At 72.8% G+C, this 15,070-nt stretch carries 14 protein-coding genes; 8 read left to right on the forward strand and 6 right to left on the reverse strand.

Translation table 11 applies throughout. The annotated features are described in order from the left end of the window. The first annotated feature begins 74 nt into the window (after positions 1 to 74). The 6 genes from AC3EVP_RS12465 (at position 75) to AC3EVP_RS12490 (ending at position 6,514) form a co-directional block, all read left to right on the forward strand. On the forward strand, positions 75 to 1,091 hold the full coding sequence (locus tag AC3EVP_RS12465; RefSeq protein ID WP_435129212.1) for a L,D-transpeptidase: 1,017 nt from the start codon (positions 75 to 77) through the stop codon (positions 1,089 to 1,091). 258 nt (positions 1,092 to 1,349) lie between these two features. Continuing rightward, positions 1,350 to 2,612, forward strand: a complete 1,263-nt coding sequence (locus tag AC3EVP_RS12470) for a L,D-transpeptidase (RefSeq protein ID WP_435129215.1) — start codon at positions 1,350 to 1,352, stop codon at positions 2,610 to 2,612. A 186-nt stretch (positions 2,613 to 2,798) separates the two neighbouring features. Further along, positions 2,799 to 3,575, forward strand: a complete 777-nt coding sequence (locus AC3EVP_RS12475; protein WP_435129218.1) for an enoyl-CoA hydratase/isomerase family protein — start codon at positions 2,799 to 2,801, stop codon at positions 3,573 to 3,575. Positions 3,576 to 3,703: 128 nt separating this feature from the next. Continuing rightward, on the forward strand, positions 3,704 to 4,300 hold the full coding sequence (locus AC3EVP_RS12480) for an ATP-binding protein (RefSeq protein ID WP_335974556.1): 597 nt from the start codon (positions 3,704 to 3,706) through the stop codon (positions 4,298 to 4,300). Between the two features lie 443 nt (positions 4,301 to 4,743). Further along, positions 4,744 to 5,394: a hypothetical protein gene (locus AC3EVP_RS12485; protein WP_435129221.1), complete on the forward strand. Its 651-nt coding sequence runs from the start codon at positions 4,744 to 4,746 to the stop codon at positions 5,392 to 5,394. 196 nt (positions 5,395 to 5,590) lie between these two features. Next, positions 5,591 to 6,514: an NADP-dependent oxidoreductase gene (locus tag AC3EVP_RS12490; protein WP_435129224.1), complete on the forward strand. Its 924-nt coding sequence runs from the start codon at positions 5,591 to 5,593 to the stop codon at positions 6,512 to 6,514. Between the two features lie 89 nt (positions 6,515 to 6,603). On the opposite strand, the gene AC3EVP_RS12495 is transcribed toward AC3EVP_RS12490, so the two are convergent. Continuing rightward, a complete protein-coding gene (locus tag AC3EVP_RS12495; protein WP_435129227.1) occupies positions 6,604 to 7,641 on the reverse strand; it encodes a glycoside hydrolase family 16 protein in 1,038 nt (345 codons plus the stop codon). A gap of 510 nt (positions 7,642 to 8,151) precedes the next feature. On the opposite strand from AC3EVP_RS12495, the gene AC3EVP_RS12500 reads away from it, so the two are divergent. Next, the gene (locus AC3EVP_RS12500) at positions 8,152 to 8,562 is read left to right on the forward strand and encodes an SRPBCC family protein (protein ID WP_435129230.1); all 411 of its coding nucleotides are present in this window, start codon (positions 8,152 to 8,154) and stop codon (positions 8,560 to 8,562) included. A 70-nt stretch (positions 8,563 to 8,632) separates the two neighbouring features. On the opposite strand, the gene AC3EVP_RS12505 is transcribed toward AC3EVP_RS12500, so the two are convergent. The 3 genes from AC3EVP_RS12505 to AC3EVP_RS12515 are packed head-to-tail and all read right to left on the reverse strand — an operon-like array spanning position 8,633 to position 10,552. Further along, positions 8,633 to 9,058, reverse strand: a complete 426-nt coding sequence (locus AC3EVP_RS12505) for a hypothetical protein (RefSeq protein WP_335974532.1) — start codon at positions 9,056 to 9,058, stop codon at positions 8,633 to 8,635. A gap of 19 nt (positions 9,059 to 9,077) precedes the next feature. Next, entirely contained in the window at positions 9,078 to 9,560 is a 483-nt protein-coding gene (locus AC3EVP_RS12510) for a cytidine deaminase family protein (RefSeq protein ID WP_435129233.1), read from the reverse strand. 59 nt (positions 9,561 to 9,619) lie between these two features. Further along, complete coding sequence (locus AC3EVP_RS12515) at positions 9,620 to 10,552, reverse strand: SDR family NAD(P)-dependent oxidoreductase (RefSeq protein WP_435129236.1); 933 nt, start codon at positions 10,550 to 10,552, stop codon at positions 9,620 to 9,622. Positions 10,553 to 10,614: 62 nt separating this feature from the next. On the opposite strand from AC3EVP_RS12515, the gene AC3EVP_RS12520 reads away from it, so the two are divergent. After that, the gene (locus tag AC3EVP_RS12520) at positions 10,615 to 11,259 is read left to right on the forward strand and encodes a TetR/AcrR family transcriptional regulator (RefSeq protein ID WP_335974522.1); all 645 of its coding nucleotides are present in this window, start codon (positions 10,615 to 10,617) and stop codon (positions 11,257 to 11,259) included. 94 nt (positions 11,260 to 11,353) lie between these two features. Here the strand turns inward: AC3EVP_RS12520 and AC3EVP_RS12525 are convergent, their stop codons facing one another. Next, on the reverse strand, positions 11,354 to 13,762 hold the full coding sequence (locus tag AC3EVP_RS12525; RefSeq protein ID WP_435129430.1) for an endonuclease/exonuclease/phosphatase family protein: 2,409 nt from the start codon (positions 13,760 to 13,762) through the stop codon (positions 11,354 to 11,356). A 470-nt stretch (positions 13,763 to 14,232) separates the two neighbouring features. Further along, a complete protein-coding gene (locus AC3EVP_RS12530) occupies positions 14,233 to 14,955 on the reverse strand; it encodes a TetR/AcrR family transcriptional regulator (protein ID WP_435129239.1) in 723 nt (240 codons plus the stop codon). Positions 14,956 to 15,070: the final 115 nt, after the last annotated feature.

Raw genomic sequence — 15,070 nt, forward strand, 5'->3', positions numbered from 1 at the left:
GTGCAGTCACCAACGCGGCACGACATCGTTGACCTTGCGTGACACGTGATGTGACGGGTGATGCTGCGGGGGACATGACGGGCGCGGGAGCCGGCGGCGGGAGGGCCGGGACGGCGCGCGGGACAGCCGGCACGGTCCCGTACGGGGTGCCGCGCGCCCGCCGTACGGCACGGGGACCGCTCGCGGTGCTCGCCGCCTCGGTGGCCGCGCTGGCCGTGCTGGTGGCCGGCTGCGGCTCGGGCGGCGGCTCCGACGGCAAGCCGCACGGCTCGGCCCGCCCGCACCCGACGACGAAACCGCCGACGTTCGTGGGCATCTACTCCCCGGAGCAGGGCACCACCGTCGGCACCGGGATGATCATCTCCCTGGACTTCACCCGGGACATCACCGACCGGGCCGCGGTCGAGCGCGGCGTCAGCGTCACCAGCGTGCCGCCGGTCGAGGTCACCGGCCACTGGTTCGGCGACCGGCGGCTGGACCTGCGCCCGGCCCGCTTCTGGCGCGCGGGCACCCGCGTCACCCTGCACCTGCGGCTGCGCGGTGTGCAGGGCGCCCCGGGTGTGCGCGGCACCCAGTCCAAGGACATGTCCTTCGCCATCGGCCGCGACCAGCACAGCACCGTGGACGTGCTCGCCCACACCATGACCGTCGTCCGCGACGGCCGCCCGCTGCGGGTGCTGCCGATCTCCGCGGGCAGCGACGCGCACACCACGTACAACGGCATCATGATGATCTCCGAGAAGTACGCGGTGACCCGGATGAACGGCAGCACGGTCGGCTTCGGCGGGGAGTACGACATCCCGGACGTGCCGCACGCGATGCGGCTGACCGCCTCCGGCACCTTCGTGCACGGCAACTACTGGTCGCCGCCGAGCGTGTTCGGCACGGCGAACGTCAGCCACGGCTGCGTGGGCCTGCGGGACGTCAAGGGCGGCGGCGCGGACACCCCCGCCGGGTGGTTCTACGGGCAGTCCCTGGTCGGTGACACCGTGGAGGTGGTGAACTCGCCGGACGCCGTGGTCGCCCCGGACAACGGGATGAGCGGCTGGAACCTGAGCTGGCCGGAGTGGACGGCCGGGTCCGCGCTCTGAGCCGCGGCGCCATGCCGTGACCCTGTGCCGTGACCCTGTGCCGTGACCCTGATCCGCAGCGCCATGCCGTGCCCCCGTGCCGCGGCCCTGTGCCGCGCCGTACGGAACCGTGCGGGTGAACCGCGTGTTGACTGCCCATGTCCCCGGGGTAGACGCCCTGATGGCAGTTGGGACGAAACGGTGACATTCCCGTGGCGGCGTGCTCCTACTTCGTATGGTTTTCTTGCGCTGGCAGGGGGAGTTCGGGTGTGTCGCGGTATGGGGAATAGGGGAACAGGAACTGTGAAGCCGATAGGTGGGGCCCGGCGTGCCAGACGGCACGCGGCCGCGGCTGTGGTGCTCGGCGCGCTGATGCTGGTGGTGACCGCGTGCGGTCCGAACGGCGGCAGCAAGGCGAGCTCCGGCAGCGATGACGGCAAGGGCGGTGGCGCGTCGACCAGCGCCACCGACACGACCGTCTCGAAGGCGGTGGTCGACATCGCGCCCAAGGACGGTGCGAGCAACGTCGCGACCACCGGCGCGCTCAAGGTGTCGGCGTCCAACGGCAAGCTGTCGTCGGTGACCGTGAAGGACGACAAGGGCAACGCGGTCGACGGCAGCATCGCCGCCGACGGCCTGTCGTGGGCGCCGAGCGGCCATCTGAACACCTCCACCGAGTACACGGTGGACGCCGCCGCGAAGGACTCCTCGGGCCGCGAGTCCGACAAGCACGCGACCTTCACCACGGTCGTGCCGAAGGACACCTTCGTCGGGTTCTTCACCCCCGAGGACAACTCCACGGTGGGGGTCGGCATGGAGGTGTACCTCAACTTCAACCGGCCGATCACCAACAAGAAGGCCGTCGAGGCCGGGCTGAGCGTGACCGCCTCGCCGTCCGTGCCGATCGCCGGCCACTGGAACGGCGACACCCAGCTGTTCTTCCGCCCGCAGGACTACTGGGCGGCCGGCACCAAGGTCACCCTCAAGCTGGACCTCGACGGGGTCGAGGGCGCGCCAGGGGTGTACGGCAAGCAGAACAAGTCGGTGCACTTCACGGTGGCCCGCCGCCAGGTCAGCGTGGTGGACGCCGCGAAGCACACGATGACCGTCTACCGCGACAACAAGGTGCTCAAGACCATCCCGATCTCCTCGGGCGCTCCGGACCACACCACCTACAACGGCAAGATGGTGATCTCGGAGAAGTACATCAAGACCCGGATGAACGGCGACACGGTCGGCTTCGGCGGGGAGTACGACATCCCGGACGTGCCGCACGCGATGCGGCTGACCAACTCCGGCACCTTCATCCACGGCAACTACTGGGCCGCGACCTCCGTCTTCGGCCACAGCAACACCAGCCACGGCTGCGTCGGCCTGCACGACGTGCGCGGCGCGGGCGACCCCGACACCCCGGCCGCCTGGTTCTACAACAACTCGATCATCGGGGACGTCGTCCAGGTGATCAACTCCAAGGACAAGACCGTCCAGTGGTACAACGGCCTCAACGGCTGGAACATGCCCTGGAGCGAGTGGACTTCTTGATTGTGTTCGCTCGCCTCCGGGCGCTTCGACCCGGTGTCGACGGTCGATCATGCTCAGCCCCTCCTTCGTCGGGGCCTCCGCGTGATCTCCCTTTCGACACCGGCGCGCCCTTTGGCTCGCTCACCGTGGTGAGGTAGGTACGGCCCGTCCCTTCGCGGGGGCGGGCCGTCGTCGTACGCTCCGGGCATGACTGATACCCCGGTGACCCTTGAGGTCGAAGACGGCGTCGGCACCATCCGGCTGGTCCGGCCGCCGATGAACGCGCTGGACGCGGCGATGCAGGACCTGCTCAAGGAGCTGGCCGAGCAGGCGGCCGCGCGGGCGGACGTGCGGTCGGTGGTGGTGTGGGGCGGCCCGGAGGTGTTCGCGGCGGGCGCGGACATCAAGGAGATGCGGGCGATGTCGTACCAGGACATGGTGGACCGCTCGCGCGGCCTCCAGGACGCCTTCACCGCGGTCGCCCGCATCCCCAAGCCGGTGGTCGCGGCCGTCAACGGCTACGCGCTGGGCGGCGGTTGCGAGCTGGCGCTGTGCGCGGACATCCGGATCGCCGCGGAGGACGCCAAGCTGGGCCAGCCGGAGATCCTGCTCGGGCTGATCCCGGGCGCCGGGGGCACCCAGCGGCTGGCCCGGCTGGTGGGCCCCTCGCGTGCGAAGGACCTGATCTTCACCGGCCGGATGGTCACCGCGGCCGACGCGCTGGCGATCGGCCTGGTCGACCGGGTGGTGCCGGCCGACCAGGTGTACCCGCAGGCGCTGGAGTGGGCGCGGCGGCTGGCGCGCGGCCCGGCGTACGCGCTGCGGGCCGCGAAGGAGGCCGTGGACGGCGGGCTCGACACCGACCTGTCCAGCGGGCTCACCCTCGAACGCACCCTGTTCGCCGCGCTGTTCGCCACCGAGGACCGCGAGACCGGTATGCGCAGCTTCATCGAGAACGGCCCGGGCAAGGCGGAGTTCGCCTGATCCCGCGGCGGTCCGCCCGGGCCGCCGGGCCGCCGCCGCGCGGGGCGCAGGTGGCGGAGGTGACGCCGGTTCAGATGAATTAGCCGGGTTACCGGGCGAAGCCGTCCCGTTACGGCCATCATGAGGGCATGGCGGGACGGGGTGGAGCGGAGCAGTCACGGCAGGCGGCTCAGGAGGTTGCCACGGCACCTCTGGCGGCCATGGTGACCCCGGCCCGCCCCGCGGCCGACGCTGCCGGCGACCGCCCGGCCTGCGGCGCCGCGGACGGACGCGCGGAGGTGGACGACGACCCCGACGACGTGGCGGCCGCGGCCGCGCGGGCGCTGGAGCGGCTCGGCGACCCCTCGGTCAAGGAGGTGCACCTCACCTCGCGGCCGGAGTCGGCCGCCCTCGCCCGCCGGCTGGCGCTGTCGGTGGTGCGCGGCTGGGGGCTGCCGCACCTCGCGGACACGGTGGAGCTCCTCGTCTCGGAGCTGGTCGGCAACGCGGTACGGCACACCGGTGCCCGCACCTGCGGGCTGCGGATGCACCGGCGGCGCGGGCGGGTGCGGGTGGAGGTGCGGGACCCGTCGCGGGCGCTGCCCTGCCGGCTGCCGGTGCGCGAGATGGACACCAGCGGGCGCGGACTGTTCCTGGTCGACAAGCTCTCCGACCGGTGGGGCGTCGATCTCCATGCGCGCGGCAAGACCACATGGTTCGAGCTGCGGGTCATGGACCGGATCTGAAAGGGAAGAGGCCCTCCGCGCGTCGGGGGGGATGACTGCGGGGGGCCTCTTCTACATCGCCGCGAAGCAGGGGGGGTGTTCCGCGGCGGTCCTGGAACGGCCGAGCCCGGGTCGGTGGCGGCCGTTGTCTACGACTGTGGCACGGGTCGGGGTGCAAGAGCAAGTTTGGCAAGCGTGTCACTCGCCACAAACCGGGCATATTACTTGGGGATGAAAGGGTGACATGTGCCACCACCTTGTAAATGATGGCTAAACTCTCTCATGACCTTTTCATATAGAGAATGCTTATGTGACTGGTGAGACCCTGTAGGGGGCGGTCCCTGACCTGGTGGTGGGGTAAGCCCCCGAGGAAGTCCGGGGATGCGCCGGATGGGCCGGGCCGCGCCGCCACGAGAAGGTCGGGTGGTCGGTCGGCAACACGAGGAGAGCCCGTGGCAGGCAGCATGGCAGCAGCGCAAGAGCGTACCGCCCCGGCGGCGGTGCGCGCGCTGCCGGCGTTCGTGCGGTTCGTGGTCTTCGGCGGCGGCGTCACCCTGCTCGGCAGCGCCGCGCTGCTGCTGGTCGGCGACCGGGCGCCGGTCGCCGCCGCCAACGCCGTCGTCACCGTCGCCACCACCCTGCTCGCCACCGAACTCCACACCCGCTTCACCTTCCGGCGCGGCCGGGCCGGCTGGAGCGACCACTGCGCGAGCGGGCTGACCGTCCTGCTGTCGTACCTCTTCACCACCGGCGCGCTGCTCGGCTACGACGCCCTGCACACCGGCGGCGGCGCCCTGCTGCGGCAGGGCGTCTACCTCGCCGCCTCCGGCGCCGCCGGCATCGCACGCTTCCTGCTGCTGCGGTACGTCTTCGCCCGGACCCGGACCGGGACCGGAGCCGGAGCGCGCACCTGGGCCCGTATCCGGGTCCGTACCCGCATCCGGGGCCGAGTCCGGGTCGGATCGGGCCGGCCCGCCGCGCGGGGGGTGCGGGCCGCCCGGATCGCGGCCGCCCTCGCCGCCACGGCGCCCGGGGCGGGCCCCGTGCTGTGGGCCGCCGCCACCGCCTGCCCGCGCGAACCCGCGCCCAGCGCGCCGAGGGCGCTGGCGACGTAGCGCGCCACCGGGCGGGCACGGGTCGGCCGGCCGGGCGAACCGGCTTTCGCCCGCGCGGAATCCGCCCGGGAGCAGGACGGGTCGGCCGGGCCGGTGAGGGATGCTGGAAGGTGGTACGCGATCACCGCGACCGCGACCAGCAACGCCGTACCCCGCACGCCGTCGAGCAGTCGGCCCACCCAGGAACGGACCCGCCATGACCAAGGCCATCGCCCTCACCGAGTTCGGCAGCGCGGACGTGCTGCACGCCACCGACATCGAACTGCCGGAGCCCGGGCCCGGACAGGTGCGCCTCGCCGTACGCGCCGCGGGCGTCAACCCGATCGACAGCAAGATCAGGTCGGGCGCCATGCAGGAGGTCTTCCCGGTGACCTTCCCCTACGTCCCCGGTGTCGAGGCGTCCGGCGTGATCGAGGCGGTCGGCCCCGACGTCACCCATCTCGCCGTCGGCACCGAGGTGTTCGGCCGGGTGGCCACCGGCGCCTACGCCGAGCAGGCGCTCGCGTCCGCCGACGCCCTCCTGCCCAAGCCCGCCGGCCTGGACTGGGCCGAGGCGGCCTCCCTGCTGGTCGCCGCCGAGACCACCTACCGCGCCCTGGAACGCCTCGACCTGCACCCCGGCGAGACCCTGCTCATCCACGGCGCGGCCGGCGGGGTCGGCTCGGTCGCCGTCCAGTTCGCGGTCGGCCGCGGCCTGAAGGTGATCGGCACCGCGAGCGAGGCCAACCACGCCCGGCTGCGGTCGCTGGGCGCCGTACCGGTCGTGTACGGCGACGGGCTGGTGGCGCGGGTGCGGGAGGTCGCGCCGGACGGGGTGGACGCCGCGTTCGACCTCGCGGGCCGGCCGCAGGCGCTCGCCGACTCGGTCGAGCTGACCGGGGGCACCGCGCGCGTCATCACCGTGGCGAACGCCGCGACCGCGAAGGAGTCCGGGGTCGCCTTCACCGGCGGCGGTGACGCCGACCGCAGCCGGCCCGCGGTCGCCGAGGCCCTGGAACTGCTCGCGACCGGGAAACTTCGGCTCGCCGTGCACCGCACGTACCCGCTCGCGCAGGCGGCCGACGCACAGCGCGAGAGCGAGGCCGGGCACGCGACCGGGAAGATTGTCCTGACCGTGTGACCGTGTGACCGTGTGACCGTGTGACCGTCGGCCGTACGGCGGATACGGCCCACCCGCGTCCCGTGCGGTGGCGCTTGCGACCGGTGGCCTTACGGGGCCTTGTTGTAGACCGCCACGTAGTCGACGTTCATCTGGCCGCCGGAGACGGTCGAGGCGTTGGGGCCGCCGCCGAACGCGTCGGGGAAGCCGCCGCCCATCGCCAGGTCGTAGATGATGAAGAACGGGTGGTCCACCGCGTTCGCCCACGTGGTGGCGTCGACCTGGGTGGAGTTGACGGTGAAGTAGTTCTGCCCGTCGAGGTACCAGCGGATCTGCTCGGGCGAGGTCGAGCGGTCGATCTGCACCGCGTACGTGTGGTAGCCGGTCTGGCAGCCGGAGCAGGCGTGCTCGCCGGAGCCGATGCCGGTCGACTCGTTGCACGGGCCGCCCGGGTTGGTGCCGCAGTGCAGGGTGCCGAAGACCGAACTGCGGGCGTTGATGTCCTCCAGGATGTCCACCTCGCCGGAGGTCGGCCAGGTCACGCCGTCGCGCAGCGTCGAGCCGAGCATCCAGAACGCCGGCCAGTAGCCGGCCCCGTTGGCCGTGGTCAGGTCCGGCTGCTGGATCGAGGACTGCATCATCACCACGCCGCCGGCGGGCGCGCCGAAGCTGTCGCTCTGCGTCTCGATCCGGCCCGACGTCCAGCCGGAGGCCGGGTCCGAACCGTCGTGCAGCGCCTTCAGCACGAGGTGGCCGTTGCCGTCCTCGTACACGTTCGACGTGCTGTCGGTCATCGTCTCGATCTCACCGGTGCCGAAGTTGCTGCCCGGGCCGGTGTCGTACTTCCAGTCCGAGGAGGGCACGCCGGTGCCGGAGGCGCCGTTGAAGTCGTCGCTCCAGGTGGTGGTGAAGCCGGCCGGGGGCGCGGGCACGTCGCTGGGCGCGACGGCGACGGCGGCGTGCGAGGCCGGGGCTGCCGCGCTGCCGGTGCCCGTCGCCGCGGTCATCCCGGCGAGGCTCAGCGCGGCGACGGCCACCGCGGTCAGCGCCAGCCGCGCCCGCGACCTGCGGCGCCGCCGCGCGGCCAGGCCGGTCAGCGGCGGGGCGCCCTGCGTCATCTCCTGCTCTGGCAGTGGTCCGCTGGACATGTGGTCTCCTGTCCCGATCGGAAAATGTGGGGGGTAGCGCCCGTCGGCGCCGAAGTGACCGGAAGGCGTGCGCGGTTCACGGGGCGCGCCGCGGCCCGGTGCGCGCGGCCGGCCACGCGGGCGGTTCGCGGCGGGCCGGGGGCGGCCGGAACCGTTTGCGACCCGGCTCCCGCGCCTGCCGCGGGCATACTGCTGCCATGAGTTGCTCCTGTCCGGGTGGGGGACCGTGTACAGGCCGCACCGCTCTGTGAGAGCGCTCTCTTCTGGTCAGACAGAAGGTCTAGTGCCCCGGTTTCGCCCCGTCAACCCGTGTCCCCGACGCCAGGCGCGTCCCACACAAACCCTGCGCAACTCCCGCCCCGCGCATCCGGGGTGCCGGGCTCCTGCGGGGCCGGGGTGCCGGGGATGCCCGGGTGCCCGGGGGGAGGCACGCCCGCCGAGTGCGGCGGCCGGCGGCGCGTTTCGCGCGGCCTGCGACGGCGGAGGGCGGGCCGCCCTAGGATCGGGCGTATGGCGAACGACGGTGCGGGGTCACGGAATATCGGGGTGTACATCGACCGCGCGGTCGGCGAGGTCTACGCGTACGCGTCCGACCCGGCGAACCTGCCCGCCTGGGCCCGCGGGCTGGGCGGGTCGATCGAGCAGGTCGGGGGCGAGTGGGTCGCGGCGGACTCGCCGATGGGCCGGGTCGTGGTGGCCTTCGCCCCGCACAACGAGTTGGGGGTGCTCGACCACGACGTGACACTGCCGTCGGGGGAGACCGTCCACAACCCGGTCCGGGTGATCGCCGACGGCGTGGGCAGCGTGGTGGTCTTCACGCTGCGCCGCCAACCGGGCACGAGCGACGCCGACTTCGCGCGCGACGCCGCGATGGTCACCGCCGACCTGGAGCGGCTGCGCGACCTGGTGGAGTCCGCGTAGGGCCCGACCCCGGTCATGAACTCGCGTGGGGCGGGCGCGGCGTAGGGGCTGGCGCGCCCGGCGCCGGGCCTCAGGGGGATCGGTGCGGCGGCGCACCCGAGGCCGCACCAGGTGCCGTGCTTCGTCTGCGCGCGGCCGCGGCGCTGAACAGGGGCCAGCCGTCGACTTGTTGGGGCGCCGGGGCGGCGGGGTCCCAGCCGCGTGCGGTGGCCTCGTCGAGGAACGCCCTTACGGTGCCCGGTTCGTGGAGGTTGAGCCAGGGGCCGTCCGCGGTGCCGACGGCGCCGGAGGGGGCGTAGCCGTCGGGGACGAGCCGGCCGGGGCCGCCGCGGAAGACGATCCGCAGCCCGCCGCGCGTGTCGAGCCGGCGCACGCAGAGCACTTCGCGGCAGTCGGTCCAGCGCCCGGGCTCGCCGTCGTGCCGGTGCCGGACGGACCACAGGAACGTCGTGTCACCGACGGTGAGCCGGCGGGGCCGGGAGCTGCTGCGCGCCACCTTTCGATCGTAACTCCCTTTATTCGGGCGCGTCTTGGGACGCGTCGAGTTGGTGGTCGGCCCACACGTAGCTCTCGGGCAGCAACTCGGCGACCGGGACGGACCGCAGCCGGTCCGCGGGGCCGACGACGACGTGGAGCGCGGGGAAGTAGTCGAGCAGCACCTGGCGGCAGCGGCCGCACGGCGGGATCACCCCGCGGTCGCGGTCGCCCACGGCGACCATCGCCACGAGGTCGTCGATGCCCTGGGTCGCGGCGGCGCCGATCGCCACCAGCTCGGCGCAGGGGCCGCCGGTGAAGTGGTAGACGTTCACGGCGGTGACGATGCGGCCGTCCCGGGCGCGGCCCGCCGCCGCGACGGTGTGGTTGTCGCCCCGGCAGGCGGTGGCGGCGAGGGCCGTGGCCGCGCGGACCAGTTCGTGGTCGACCGGGTGCGGTGCGGCCGTGGACGCAGCCGGGTTGGGGTCGGGGCTGGAGTTGGGGCTCGGGCTCGGTGGGGTCATCGTTCGCGCCTTCGGGTGGGGTCTGGTCGGTCGGTCCCCAGCTTGCCCTGCCCGGCGGTTCACACGGAGGAGCCGGCCCGGTCGGACCCCAGCGGCCAGCCGACGCCGGTCAGTTGCTCCGAAAGGGTCCACAGCCGGCCGGCGAGTTCGGCGTCCTGCGCCGCCTCGGAGCGGCGGATCAGCTCGGCGGACCCGCGCATGTGGGCCAGGTGGCGGGGGCCGGTGAAGCTGTTCCCGGGCAGGTCGGCGACGGCCGCGTACAGGACGGGGAGGGCGCCCTGTTCGGGGCTCTGCGCGAGCAGGCGCAGCATGACCTTGGACACGCGCCCGTTCTCGCGGTAGATGGCGGTGTCGACGTAGCCGGGGTGCGCCGCGTGCGCGAGTACGCCGGACCCGGCGGCTGTCAGGCGCCGCTGCAACTCGGCGGTGAACAGGAGGTTGGCCAGTTTCACCTGGCCGTAGACGCGCGAGGGCTTGTACGGGGCGGATGCCGGACTCCCTTGCGCCGGGCCGCGGTTCATCGCGGCCAGGGCGTCGAGTCCGGCGAGGTCGAGGTGCGCGAACCGTTCCGCCTGGGAGGCGAGCGTGATCACGCGGCCGGTGACGTGGGGGAGCAGCAGGTTGGTCAGGGCGAAGTGGCCGAGGTGGCCGGTGCCGAACTGCAGCTCGAACCCGTCGGCGGTGTGCCGGAGCCCGGACGGCGGCGGTGCGGCGGCGTTGTTGACCAGGAGGTCGACCGGGTCCTCCCAGCGCGCGGCGAAGTCCCGTACGGAGGCGAGGTCGGCGAGGTCCAGTTCGCGGACCTCGGTCGTCCCCGGGATGCGGGCGGCCGCGTCGCGGCCCTTCGCGACGTCGCGCACGGCGAGGACGACGCGGGCGCCGGCTCCGGCGAGCGCGTGGGCGGTGGCGCGGCCCACGCCGCTGTTCGCGCCGGTCACGATCGCCGTACGGCCGGCGAGGTCCGGCAGGTCCGAGGAGGTGAATGTCGTCATGCCCTCCAAAGTAGGCGCTGCCTACAATGATGTCAATGACAACATCGTCGTATGCTGGCAGCATGCCGGACCGCCCGTACCACCATGGACACCTGCGCGCCGCCCTGCTCGCGGCCGCCGAGCGCACCCTTCGTGAGAGCGGGGCCGAGCAGATCGCGCTCCGCGACCTCGCGCGCCAGGTGGGGGTCAGCCACGGCGCCCCCAGCCGCCACTTCCGCGACCGCCAGGCGCTGCTCGACGCGCTCGCGGAGGTCGGCTTCGCCCGGCTCGGCGCGGACATCGCCGCGGCGGTCGACGAGGTACGCGGAAAGGCGCGCGGGAAGGTGCGCGGGGCGGAGGCCGGGGACGCGGGGGACGGGGCGGACGGCGCGGGAGAGGATTTCGGGGCGCAGCTCCGCGCGGTGGCGACGAGCTACGTCCGCTTCGCCACCGAGCACGCCGCGCTGCTCGGCCTGATGATGTCGGTCAAGCAGGACGAGGGGCCGGACACGAAGACGTACGAGCGCCCGTACGTCCTGATCGACGAGCTGGTCCGCCGCGGCCACGCGTCCGGCGGGCTGCGGCCCGGCGACCCCGAGCGCCTGCTGCTGATCGTCCTGGCCACCTTCCAGGGCATCGCCGCGCTGGTGACCTCGCGCCGCATGCCGGCCGACCAGGTCGACGCGATCATCGCCGACGCGGTCGCGCTCTTCGTCCGCGGCGGCTGATCGCCGGATCGCTGGATCGCCGGACGGCGAACGGCCGGCGGGGCAACTTCCGTTGCCGCCGCCGGCCGTCCGGGAACCGCTGTGCGGTGGGGAGTTACGGCTTCAGCCGGACGATCTGCGGGTCGTGGTCGCTCGTCTGGTTCGCGAACTCGGAGTTGATGTGGACCACGTCGTAGTCCGCGTGCTTGCCGAGGCCGGGGCTGACCAGGATGTGGTCGAGCACCTGGGAGTTGCCCTCGTAGACGTAGGAGTAGCGCTCCGCGGCCGGAAGGGTGTTGACCAGGTCGGTGAGCGCCTTGCCGTTGTCGGTGAGGGAGGTCACCGCGGGCGAGAACTGGTAGTCGTTGAGGTCGCCGAGGACGACGACGTCGGCCTTCGGGTCGGCGGCCTCCAACTGCGCCACGAAGTCGTGCTCCAGGATGGCCTGGCGCACCCGCTGCACCTCGGAGCTGCGCACCGGCGGCTGGAAGCGGCTGTCGATGCCCTGGTCGCCGCCCTTGCTGTCGAAGTGGTTGGCGATCACGAACAGCTTCTTGCCGCGGAAGGTGAACTCGCCCGCCAGCGGCTTGCGGCTGCTGTCCCACGCGGAGTCGTTCGGCGCGATCCGGCCGGGGGAGGCGGTGAGTTCGGTCTTGTCGCCCGTGCCGGTGATGCCGACCGCGGTGGTCGCGTCGCCGCCGGCGCGGTCGACGAAGCTCACCCGGTCCGGGTTGAAGAGGAACACCGAGCGGATGTTGCCGCCGGGCTCGCCGCCGTCCTTGTCGTTGACCGGGTCGATCTCACGCCACTGGTAGCTCGGGCCGCCGGCCGCCTTGATCGCGGCGGTGAGCTTCGTCAGCGTCTGGTCGGCGGCGACCACGCCGTCGTCCTTGGCGCCGTCGTTGTCCTGGATCTCCTCCAGCGCCACCACGTCGGGCGAACGCAGGTTGGTGACCAGGCCCTTGGCCAGGGCGTCGAACTTCGACTGGTCGTTGTCCGGCGCGAGGTTCTCCACGTTGTACGTCGCGATGGTCGCCTGGTCCGACGACGCCTTCGCGGTGACCTCGGGGGTGATCCCGCCGCTCTTGACGGTGCCGAGGGTGCGGGCCTGGAGCGCGTACGTGCCGCCGAACTGGTTGTAGTCCAGCGGGCCGGTGGTGGTGCCCTTCAGCGTGTCGCCGACATTGGCGGTCGGGAACGCGGAGGTGGAGGTCGGGATGAGCGACTGCACCATCAGGCGGCCGGAGTTGGGGGCGTCGTAGCCGGTGTAGAGGGTGCCGCCGCGCTTGGTCGGGTTCTGCTTCGGCTTTACCGTGACCCACAGCTCGGAGTACGGGTCGGTGGCGCCGACCACCCGGCTGCTGCCGATCTGGACGTTCATCCCTTCGAGGGAAGCGTACAAATCGAGCGCGTATTCGGACGGGCGCAGGGGGAGGCTCTCGATGGAACCGCCGCCCGCGCTGGGTGCGAAGGAGTCGGGCACCTCCTTGTCGTCCAGCACGACCGGGGCGGGCACCGGGTTGTTGCTGGAGACCGTGGCCACCGTGGGCTTGGTGATCTCCGTGACGGCCTGGCCGCCGGCGGTGGAGCCGCCGGGGTAGTAGTCGGAGACCGTTCCGGCGACGGTGACGCTGTCGCCGACCGAGACCGTGGGAGTGGAGCTGGTGTAGACGAAGATGCCCTCGCTGGTGCGCGGGTCGCTGTCCGGGTTCGGGTCCTGGAACCAGAAGCCCTGCGACGAGCCGTAGGCGCGGACACCGGTGACGATGCCGGTCACGCCGCTGACCGCCTTGCCCTCGTACGGCGACACCCGGGTGTCGCCCTGGATGTCGTGGATCTTCACCGTGGCCGGCGGGGAGGTCGGCGGCGTGGTGGGCGGTGTGGTGGGCGGCGACGTCGGGTCGCTGCCGCCGGTGCCCGCGGAGTTCTGCGGGGTTGGGTCGCCCGCGGTGAAGTCGGCGGCGTTGTCGTCGGTGTCGGCCAGGCCGGCGCCGCGCGCGACCGACGCGGTGTTGCTCGCGCCGGCGGCCGGGCCGCTGCCCTCGTGGACCACGGCCGTGCCGTAGCCGACGAGGTCCTTCACCCGGGAGTCCGCGGCGCAGTCGGCGGCCGTCACGCAGGTCAGCGCGTCGGTGCCCTGCACCAGGGCGATGGTGCCGGAGGTGCCGGACATCGCGATGGTGCCGGTGGCGTCCGGCGTCGGCAGCGCGGTGGTGCCGCCGGTGCCCGCGGCCTCGCCGACCAGGTAGCGGCCGCCTGCGGCCAGCGAGCCGGTCAGCGCGGTGGTCTGCCACTTGGAGGTCGCGGTCGGCGAGCCGGACAGGTACTGGATGCTGTAGTCGCTCAGGTCCAGCGGGGAGGCACCGGAGTTGGCCAGCTCGACGAAGTCGTTGGTGTACGTGGCGCCGGAGTTGCCGCCGCCGCCGTACACCTCGGCGACGACCGCGTCGGCGGACGGCGTGGCGAAGGCGGAGTGGACTCCGATCCCCGCCAGGACCACCGCGCCGGCTATGCCGAACGGCAGGACCCGCTTGCGCAGCAGGGCCGGGCGCGGCGTGGGCGTGGCGGACGCGGCCGGTTCGGCCGGGCCGGTCGTACCGGGTCTCGCGGGGCGCGAGGCGCCCTCAGGGGAGTGCGACACCGGAGTGGATCTCCTTTGTGCGGTGGGCGATTTACGGTGCCGCGGGCGCACCGCCCCCGGGGAGGGAGGAGGAGACACGCGCGAACGCGCTCAAGATACGCGCGTAGATCTGACCGCAGAAGGTATTCGGAGTTAATTCTCGGTACCCGCCGCTGCCGGCGGGGTCGCGCCGCATGTCCCTGGTGCGGAGCGGGCGTTCGGGACGGGCGGTGCGGGCGGGGCGCGTCAGCAGGCGCGAGCACCGCCGTCCGCCGGGGTGCGGACCGGGCCGGAAGGGGTGGAGCGGGTGGAGCAGGCGGAACGGGCGGAACGGGCGGGCCGGGGTGGGGAGTCGGGGCCGGGGCGTGCCGTGGTCACCCTGCCGACGGCCGTGTGGCGCCGGTCAGGCCGCGCAGGCCAGTGACGATCAGTTCGACGCCGCGCCGGTAGTACGACTCGGCGCTCACGCACGCCGACAGCGGCTCGGCGGCGGCGACGATGTGCGGATAGCGGCGCGGCGACAGGGAGCTGAGCCGGGCCCGGTCGGCGCGCACCGCGGCCTCCTGGTCCTCCGCGTCGCCGGAGGTCTTCCCGGGCTCGCCGACCACCAGCGTGATCAGTGCCGTGAGCACGTGGCAGGCGCTGTCGGCGGACTGCTGGACGTTCATTCCCCCGGCGTCGAGCTGCGCGAGCACGTGCTCGGTGAGGTCGAGGCCCGGCTCACTCCCGGTGATCCGGGTGAGCAGCAGCACGGCGGCGTTCGGATGCGGCACCAGTGCCGTGAGCACGGCGGCCAGCGTGTCCTCCAACTGCTCGTACCACGGCCGGTCGTCCGGCTCGGGCAGCTCGACCGAGGCGAGCAGGCTCTCGGCGACCGCGTCGAGCAGGCCGTCCTTGTCGGGGAAGTGCCGGTAGAGCGCCATCGGCGTCACGTCGTGCTGCTGCGCGACCCGCCGGATCGTGACGGCGTCCAGTCCGTCGGCATCGGTCACGGCCAGCGCCGTCGCGATCAGCTCGTCGCGGTTGAGTCGCTTGTGCGCGGCCATCTCTCGCCTTCCGATCAACTCGTAGGTGTACATCGTACGCAGCGCCGGCATCCGCCTTCCCCCGTCGTTTCCGGTGCTTCGGGGCCGTTGCGTCGGGCCCATGGTTTACGGCGTACACATTCCATGTATGGTGACTCCGTAAGCATACGTCGTACACATCGACGGG

It is taken from the genome of Actinacidiphila sp. bgisy144 (assembly GCF_057708105.1).

Bases quoted from the DNA above. Each gene is read 5' to 3' on its own strand.
- AC3EVP_RS12500 (WP_435129230.1), top strand. From the start codon at position 8,152: ATGGCGAACGACGGTGCGGGGTCACGGAATATCGGGGTGTACATCGAC.
- AC3EVP_RS12465 (WP_435129212.1), top strand. From the start codon at position 75: ATGACGGGCGCGGGAGCCGGCGGCGGGAGGGCCGGGACGGCGCGCGGG.
- AC3EVP_RS12490 (WP_435129224.1), top strand. From the start codon at position 5,591: ATGACCAAGGCCATCGCCCTCACCGAGTTCGGCAGCGCGGACGTGCTG.
- AC3EVP_RS12470 (WP_435129215.1), top strand. From the start codon at position 1,350: ATGGGGAATAGGGGAACAGGAACTGTGAAGCCGATAGGTGGGGCCCGG.
- AC3EVP_RS12485 (WP_435129221.1), top strand. From the start codon at position 4,744: ATGGCAGCAGCGCAAGAGCGTACCGCCCCGGCGGCGGTGCGCGCGCTG.
- AC3EVP_RS12475 (WP_435129218.1), top strand. From the start codon at position 2,799: ATGACTGATACCCCGGTGACCCTTGAGGTCGAAGACGGCGTCGGCACC.
- AC3EVP_RS12510 (WP_435129233.1), bottom strand. From the start codon at position 9,560: ATGACCCCACCGAGCCCGAGCCCCAACTCCAGCCCCGACCCCAACCCG.
- AC3EVP_RS12520 (WP_335974522.1), top strand. From the start codon at position 10,615: ATGCCGGACCGCCCGTACCACCATGGACACCTGCGCGCCGCCCTGCTC.
- AC3EVP_RS12530 (WP_435129239.1), bottom strand. From the start codon at position 14,955: ATGCCGGCGCTGCGTACGATGTACACCTACGAGTTGATCGGAAGGCGA.
- AC3EVP_RS12495 (WP_435129227.1), bottom strand. From the start codon at position 7,641: ATGTCCAGCGGACCACTGCCAGAGCAGGAGATGACGCAGGGCGCCCCG.
- AC3EVP_RS12515 (WP_435129236.1), bottom strand. From the start codon at position 10,552: ATGACGACATTCACCTCCTCGGACCTGCCGGACCTCGCCGGCCGTACG.
- AC3EVP_RS12480 (WP_335974556.1), top strand. From the start codon at position 3,704: ATGGCGGGACGGGGTGGAGCGGAGCAGTCACGGCAGGCGGCTCAGGAG.